Source organism: Streptomyces sp. L-9-10 (assembly GCF_004151105.1).
Classification (GTDB): domain Bacteria; phylum Actinomycetota; class Actinomycetes; order Streptomycetales; family Streptomycetaceae; genus Streptomyces.
The window spans coordinates 410-9,104 of sequence record NZ_PHRF01000057.1; the positions used below are offsets into that span (position 1 = coordinate 410).

An 8,695-nucleotide genomic window follows, 5' to 3' on the forward strand; every position below is an offset into this window, starting at 1 on the left:
GCGGGTCTCGGTGGTCGTCCGGGAGGACCGGCCGGGGGCGAAACGCCTGGTCGCGTATCTCGTACCTTCCGGGGTCCTGGACGTCACCGGAGTACGTGAGCATGCTGCCGGGCTTCTGCCCGAGTACATGGTGCCGTCCGCGTTCGTCGTCCTGGACGAGCTGCCCCTGACCACGAACGGAAAGGTCGATCAGCGGGCGCTTCCGGCCCCCGGCCTCTCCATGGAAGGGGAGTACGTCGCCCCCCGCACGGAGGCGGAACGGGTGCTGTGCGAGGTCTGGGCCGATGTCCTCGGCAGGGAACGAGTGGGCGTCCACGACAACTTCTTCTCCCTCGGCGGGGACTCCATCTCCAGCCTCCAGGTGGTCTCCCGGGCCCGTCGCGCCGGGCTGGAACTCACCTCCCGGGATGTGTTCCTTCGCCAGAACATCGCGGACCTCGCGGCCTCGGCGGCGACCGCCGCCCGACGGAGCGCCTCGCTCGCGCCGCAGGGAGCGGTGAGCGGACCGGTGAGCCCGACACCCATCCGTGACTGGTTCTTCGCCCACCACCCCGTCGCGCCGCACCACTTCGCCATGTCGATGGGCTTCGAGCTGGCCACCGGCACCGATCCCGCTCATCTGCGCTCGGCGGTCGCTGCCCTGCTGGCGCAGCACGACGCCCTGCGGTCGACCTTCACGCCCTTCACCGGGGCGGAACGCGCCGTGCACACGAGTGGCTGGGCGGGGCGTATCGCCCCTGCCATGGACGTCGACGCGGTGTTCGCCGTCCATGACCTCACCGGCCCCGCCGACCTCACCGGCGCCGCCGGTGCCGAGAACGTGTGGCAGGAGAAGGTACTCGCCGCACAGTCCGGGATGGACCTGTCCCGCGGTCCCCTGTTCCGTGTGCTCGTCGGGGACCTGGGGCCGGCGCGCCCCGCGAGGTTGCTCATCGCCGCGCACCATCTGCTCGTCGACGGTGTGTCGTGGCGCATCCTGCTGGAGGACCTGACCACCGCTTACGCGCAAGCCGCGGCCGGCGGCCCCGTCCGCCTCGGGGAGAAGAGCGCGTCCGTGCAGCAGTGGTCGCGGCGGCTGGCCGCGCATGTCGCCGCGGGCGGCTTCGACGACCAGGCCGGCTACTGGCGGACGGTGACGGACGCGGAGGCGACGGAGCTGCCGGTCGACCTCCCGGGCGGCGGCAACACGATGGCCGCGCAGGCCACCGTGGAAGTCACCCTGGACGCGGAGGAGACCGAGGCCCTGCTGCACCGCGTGCCCGACGTGTACCGGACACGCACCGATGACGTACTACTGGCCGCGCTCGCCCGCACGCTGCGGACCTGGACCGGTCGGCAGCGCACCGCCGTCGCCGTCGAAGGACACGGCCGCGAGGAACTGTTCGGCGACCTCGATCTGACCCGGACGGTCGGCTGGTTCACCTCGATCCATCCCGTCGCGCTCGCGCTTCCCGACACCGACGACCGGGCATCGGCGCTCATGTCCGTGAAGGAACAGTTGAGGGCCGTGCCCGACCGAGGTCTCGGGTACGGCGCGCTGCGCCATCTCTCCGCCGACGGATCCCCGGGCCGTGTGCTCGCCGACGCCACCGAGCCGCGCATCAGCTTCAACTACCACGGCAGATTTGACGGAGCACCCGACACGACCGGGCCGTTGCGCGCGCCCCTGCCCGCCGTCGGGCAGGACCACCACCCGGCCGAGGAACGCGCGCATCTGATCGACGTGATCGGTGTGGTCACCGCGGGCCGGCTGACCTTCACCTGGACGTACTCGACCGAGCTGCACCGCCCCGCGACCATCGAGCGGCTGGCCCGGGACTTCGCCTCGGAGATCAGCGGTTTCGTACGGCACTGCGCGCAGCCCGACGCGGGCGGCCGTACCCCCTCGGACTTCCCGCTCGCCCGGCTCGACCAGGCCACCGTGGACGCGCTCGTGGGGGTCGGCCCCGCGGTGCGGGACTCGGCGGTGGAGGACATCTACCCGCTGACGCCCATGCAGAGCGGCATGCTGCTGCACACCCTCACCGAGCCGGGTGTCTATCTCGACCAGGTGTCGTTCCTGCTGGAGGGCGCCGATGATCCCGGGCTGCTCGCCACCGCCTGGCAGCGGCTCGTGGACGCGACACCCGCGCTCCGTACGCGACTGGTGTGGGACGGCGTGCCCGAGCCCCTTCAGGTGGTCCTGCGGCACGCGACCGTGGCGATCCGGCAACTGGACTGGACCGATCCCGAAGGCGCGGCCGATCCCAACGCCAACGCCAACGCTGATCCCGATGCCGTTCCCCCTGCCGACGAACACGCCTCGCGGCTGCGCGAGTTGATGGACGAGGAGCACGCGGCGGGCATCGACCTGACCGTCGCCCCGCTGATGCGGCTCGTCCTGATACGCGTGCGGGAGGGCGCCGTCCGTGTCGTGTGGACCTTCCACCATGTGGTGCTCGACGGCTGGAGCACCTCACAGATCTTCGAGGACGTCTTCGCCCAGTACCGTGCGCTCGGTACGGGAACGGGCGGTGCCGCGCCCCTGGCCGCCCGGCCGCCGTTCCGGGACTACGTGGAGTGGCTGAGCAGGCAGGACACGGCGGCGGCGCGGGAGTACTGGCGCGGGGCACTGGCGGGGTTCGGCTCGCCGACCCCCCTCCCGGTCGACCGCCGCCCCGCCCCCGGCCACCGGCCCCACGCCGCCGAGCGGATACGGATCGAGCTGTCCACCGAGGACGCAGGGGCGCTGACGGAGATGGCCGGACGTCACCGGCTCACCCTCAACTCGGTGGTGCAGGGCGCCTGGGCGCTGCTGCTGTCCCGCTACTCGGACGAGGCCGACGTGTGCTTCGGCGCCACCGTGTCCGGGCGCCCCGCCGACCTCCCCGGCATGGAGTCCACCGTCGGCAACTTCCTCAACACACTGCCCGTACGGACCCGGGTACCGGAGACCGAGAGCCTTCTCGACTGGCTCGGCCGGCTCCAGACCGAGCAGGCCGAGGCGAGAAGCCATGAGCATCTCGCGCTGCGGGAGGTGCGCGACTGCGCCGAACTGCCGCGCGGCACCGAACTCTTCGAGAGCATCGTCGTCTTCGAGAACTACCCCGGCAACGAGGAGGCCGCCGCCGCACACGGACTGCGGGTCACCGATGTGCACGCGGTCGACACCGCCGGCTATCCGCTGGATCTGACCGCCTACGCGGACGCGGACAAGCTGGCGCTGGTGCTCGCGTACGATCCCGCGCTGTTCGACCACGACCGCATCGTGCACATGGCCGAGCACCTGGCCGTGCTGCTGCGCGGCATGCCGGGCAGCACGCACCGGCCGCCCGCCGAACTGCCCCTGCTCTCGGAGCACGGGCGCGACCGGCTACTGCGTGGCGACGGCAATGGCGACGGCAACGGCGGCGGCGAGGGCACAGGTGAGGGCTGGAGCGGTCGCAGGATCCCCTACGAACACTCCAGCTGTCTGCATGAACTCATCGCCGCTCAGGCGCGCAGCACGCCCGACGCGGAGGCGGTGGTGTCCGGCACGTCCGCGCTCACGTACGCCGAACTCGACTCGCGTGCCAACCGGCTCGCCCAGTACCTGGTCACGCGGGGCGTGGGCCCGGAGACGGTCACCGCCATCTGCCTGGAACGCGGCCCGGACATGGTGGTGGCCCTGCTGGCCGTGCTCAAGGCGGGCGGCGCGTACGTTCCGCTCGATCCCGCCCACCCCGCCGAGCGGCTGGCGTACGTCCTCACCGACAGCGCGGCCCGGCTGGTGATCACACAGCGGTCCCTCGCCGGCGGACTGCCCGCCGGGCCCGCGCCGCTGCTTCCTCTGGACGAGCGGTGGGACCTGATCGCCGGGCTGCCGGACCGGACGCCGGAGACCGGGGTCACCGCGCGCGACATCGCGTATGTCATCTACACCTCGGGGTCGACCGGACGGCCCAAGGGCGTGATGGTCGAGCACCGCAGCATCAGCCATGGCGCGGCGTCCTGGAACGCGGCGTACGGGTTCACCGGCAACGGGGAGGGGAAGACCGACGGGCCCGTACGGCAGCTCAACGTGGCCAGCATGTCCTTCGACGTGTTCGTCTCCGACCTGGTGCATGCCCTCTGCTACGGAGGCGCCCTGGTCATCGCACCGTCCGAGGCCATCGCCGACCCCGCGCAACTGCTCACCCTCATACGGGCCGCGCGCGTCACGCATCTCGATACCGTGCCGGCGCTGGCCACCGCGCTCGCCGACGAGGCGGCGCGCCACGGCGAGGGCCTTCCCCCGCTGCGGGTGCTGGCTGCCGGCGCGGATCTCTGGCGTACCGACGACTGCCGACGGCTCCTGGACGAGGCCGCCGAGGGCACCACCGTGCTCAACACCTACGGGGTGACCGAGGCCACGGTCGAATCCTCGCTCTATCCGGTGGTACGAGGAGCCCTGCCCGACACCGCGGGTGTGCCGATCGGCAGGCCGAACCCGGGCATCCTGATGTATCTCCTCGACAGCGCGCTGCGGCCCGTGCCGGTCGGTGTGACCGGAGATCTCTACCTCGGCGGGCCCAGTGTGGCCCGGGGATATCTGAACCGGCCGGGACTGACCGCGCAGCGGTTCGTCGCCGATCCTTTCGGCGCGGATCCGGCCGAGCGGCTGTACCGGACCGGTGACCGCGCCCGCTATCTGCCGGACGGCGACATCGAGTTCGCCGGTCGCGCCGACGAGCAGATGAAGATCCGCGGGTTCCGTATCGAGCCGGGTGAGATCGAGTCGGCGCTGCGACAGCATCCCTCCGTGGCCCGCGCGGTGGTCGCGGCGCGGCAGGACGACGGCGGCGCGGCGCGGCTGGTCGGCTACGCGGTCGTACGGGACGGGCACACCTTCGCCCCGGGCGAGCTGCGCGCCCATCTCAAGGGACTGCTGCCCGCCTACATGGTGCCGTCGGTGTTCATGGAGCTGACCAGCCTGCCGCTGAACGCCAACGGCAAGGTCGACCGAAGGGCTCTGCCCGCCCCGGATCCCGCCGCGCAGGCGGACACCGTGTACATCGCACCGCGCACGCCGGGAGAGGACGTGCTCGCCGGTATCTGGCAGGAGGTGCTGGGCGTGGAGCGCGTCGGCGTCGAGGACGATTTCTTCGACCTCGGCGGCAATTCGATTCAGATCCTTCAGATCAACTCCCGGATCAGAACCGCGTTCGGGGTGGCGTTCTCCGTGCGCGCCTTCTACGACTCCCCGACGGTGACCGGTCTCGCGGTCGCGGTGGAGGAGCACATCCTCCAGGAACTCGAAGACTCGATCCGGCACGAGCGGCCCGAGCAGCACCAGCGGCCCGAGCAGCACGAGCGACCCGAGTAGCGAGAGCAGCAAGAGCAGCAAGAGAACTGAGCAACAAGCGGGAACTGGAGGGGGATTCATGAACACGGCGTCCTCGCCGAACTGGAAGTCCGTATCCGTGGCGGAGGGGCGCCCCGTACCGGAGAGCTGGAACGACACCGTACGGCGGGACCTGCTCGGCACCACCGTGCTCGGGACGGTGGAGCGGTGGGCCAGAAACACCCCGGACGCCGTCGCGGTCGAGGACGAGGGGACCGGGGACGCCGTCACCCTGACGTATCGCCAACTGAACGAACGAGCAACGCGGTTGGCCCATATGCTGCGGGCGCGCGGCGTCGGCGGCGAAGCCCGCGTCGGGGTCTGTCTTGACCGGTCGGCCGAGCTGGTCGTGGCGCTGCTCGCCGTACTGAAGGCAGGCGGTACGTATGTGCCGATCGACCCCGGCTACCCGGCCGACCGAATCGACTACATGCTCGCGGACAGCACCCCACAGGTACTGATCGCCCGGCACGGCACACTCGCGCTCCGGTCCGGTGGAGCGACGCCCCCCGTCCTGGAAATGGACCGTCTCGACACCGAGCCGGCCGACCGCCCCGCGACGGCGCCCGAATCCGCCATCGGCGCGGACACCTCCGCGTACATGATCTACACCTCCGGTTCGACCGGACGGCCCAAGGGCGTTGTGGTGCCGCACGGGGGGCTGCTCGGACTCGCCGTCGCCCATGTCGAGGCGCTCGGGCTCCGCGCGGACAGCCGGGTGCTCCAGTACGTCTCGCCGAGCTTCGACGTCTCCATGGCCGACATCATGATGACCCTCGCCGCGGGGGCCACCCTCGTGCTGTCGCCGGGACAGCCCATGGGGGACGAACTGCTGCGGCTGCTCAACGAACGCCGCGTCACACATCTCATGGTCCCGCCGGTCGTCCTCGGCACCGTACCCGAGGCCGAACTGCCCGACCTGCGGACCGTGGTGATCGGCGGCGAGACCTGCCCGGAGGATGTCGTCGCCCGCTGGTCGGCCGGCGGACGCCGGGTGATCAACGCGTACGGCCCGACCGAGGCCACCGTTTGCGCCACCCTCAGCGCACCGCTGTCCGCCGACGCACCCGGCCCGTACCCGATCGGCGCGCCCATCGCCAACACACGGGCCCATGTACTGGACGACACACTGCGGGCGGTACCGGTCGGTGCGTGGGGCGAGCTGTACCTCGGCGGCCCTCTGGCCCGTGGCTACCACGGGCGGGCCGGGATGAGCGCCGGACGGTTCGTCGCGGACCCGTACGCCTCGGGCGGCCGGCTCTACCGGACCGGGGACGTGGTGCGCTGGCGGCCGGACGGCGCGCTGGAGTACGGCGGGCGCAGCGACGACCAGGTGAAGGTACGCGGCCTGCGCATCGAACCCGGCGAGATCGAGGCGGTGCTGGCACGCCACCCTGCGGTACGCACCGCGGTCGTCGTGGCACGTGAAGACCTGCCGGGCGTCAAACGGCTCGTCGCCTACCTCGTGGCCGAGCCGGGCACCGACGGAGAGCACGGAGAGCATGAAGAGGCGGGCGCGGAGAACGGACCGGACCTGGGTGACGTGCGTGCGCATGTGGCCGCCGAACTGCCCGACACCATGGTCCCCGCCGCCTTCGTCGTCCTCGACGCGCTCCCACTGACCGCCAACGGAAAGCTCGACCGCCGTGCTCTGCCCGCGCCCGAATACGGGGCGCACGGCGCGCACGGGGCGTACGGGGCGTACGGAACCGAGCGGGAGTACGTCGCTCCGCGCACCGAGACCGAACGGACGCTGTGCGGCATCTGGGCCGACGTACTGGGCGTCGAACAGGTGGGTGCCGAGGACGACTTCTTCGACCTCGGCGGTGACTCCATCCTCGCCCTCCAGGTCGTGTCCCGGATGCGGGGCACCCTCTCCGTCACGCTCCCCTGGCGCACGCTCTTCGACGAGCCCACGGTGGCGGGCCTCGCCGGCCTCGTCGGCCTCGTCGAGCGGCAGGACACGGCGCACGCCGGCACCGGTCGGGTCGCGGTCGGCATCCCCGTCGCGGACCGCACCGCGCCGCTGCCGCTCGCCCCCGGACAGCAACGCCTCTGGTTCCTGCACGAGTTCACCCCCGGGAGCGTCGAGTACAACACCGCTGCCGCGCTGCGCCTCTCGGGCGAACTGGACGGATCCGCGCTGCGGGAGGCCGTCACGGATCTGGTGGCGCGGCACGAGACCCTGCGGACCACCTTCGAGACCGAGGACGGCCGCCCGGTCCAGGTGGTGCATCCCGGTGCCGTCGTACCCGTACGTGCTCTCGATCTCTCGGCCCTCGCGGAGAACGCGCGCGTCGCCGAACTCGACGCGGTACTGAGGGCCGAGCAGGCCACGCCCTTCGACCTGCGCACCGGCCCACTGCTGCGCATCCTGGCGATCCGGCTCGCACCCGCGGAACACATTCTGGTCGCGACGCTGCACCACATCGTCACGGACGGGTGGTCGGTCGGGGTGCTCGTACGCGACCTGGGCGCCCTCTATGCCGCGCGGCTCGTCTCCACTGCCGTGCCCGCCTCCGTCCTCCTCGGCTCGGCCCCCGCCGCCCTGACCGGTCTGCCCGAACTCCCGGTGCAGTACGCGGACTACGCGATCTGGCAGCGGGACGCGCTCGCCGACGCGTCGGTGGAGAGGCAACTCGAATACTGGCGAGGTAAGTTGCGGGACCTTCCCGCTCTCGACCTGCCGACCGACCGGCCGCGTCCCGCCGTCCGTAGCGCCGCGGGCGCGGTACACACCTTCGAGGTGCCGAAGGATCTGGCCGACGGCCTGGCCGCGCTGGGCCGCGGTGAACGCGCCAGCCTGTTCATGGTGCTCACAGCGGTGACGCAGTTACTGCTGGCGCGGTACAGCGGCCGTCAGGACATCGCCGTCGGCACGGTCACCTCGGGGCGTGACCGCGAGGAGACCGAGAACCTGATCGGGTTCTTCGTCAACACCCTCGTCCTGCGCACGCGGATCGACGAGTCGCGCTCCTTCAGGGACCTGCTCGCCTCCGTCCGGGACACCGCGCTGGAGGCGTACGCCCACCAGGACGTGCCGTTCGACCGGCTGGTGGACGAGTTCGCCCCCGAGCGCGACACCAGCAGGACCCCGCTGGTGCAGGCGGCCGTCGTCCTCCAGAACGCCTTCGGCGGGCTGACCGAGTTCGGCGGGATGCCCGCCGAGCGGGTGTATGTGCCGCGCGAGTCCGCCCGGTTCGACCTCACCTTCGAGTTCTGGGGGCATGACGGGGGCCTCTCCGGCGAGATGGAGTACAGCACGGATTTGTTTGATGCGGTGTCGGTGGAGCGGTTGTGTCGTCATTGGGTTGAGTTGGCGGGTGTGGTGGTGGGTGGGTGTGGTGGTGCGTT

General features: G+C 71.4%; 2 protein-coding genes. Both read left to right on the forward strand.

The features are described from left to right. Positions 1 to 5,323: non-ribosomal peptide synthetase (locus CU044_RS15615; protein ID WP_193563980.1), on the forward strand; the 5,323-nt coding region annotated here is incomplete at its 5' end. Between the two features lie 58 nt (positions 5,324 to 5,381). Beyond that, a partial coding sequence (locus tag CU044_RS39045) for a non-ribosomal peptide synthetase (protein ID WP_193563981.1) occupies positions 5,382 to 8,695 on the forward strand: 3,314 nt, incomplete at its 3' end.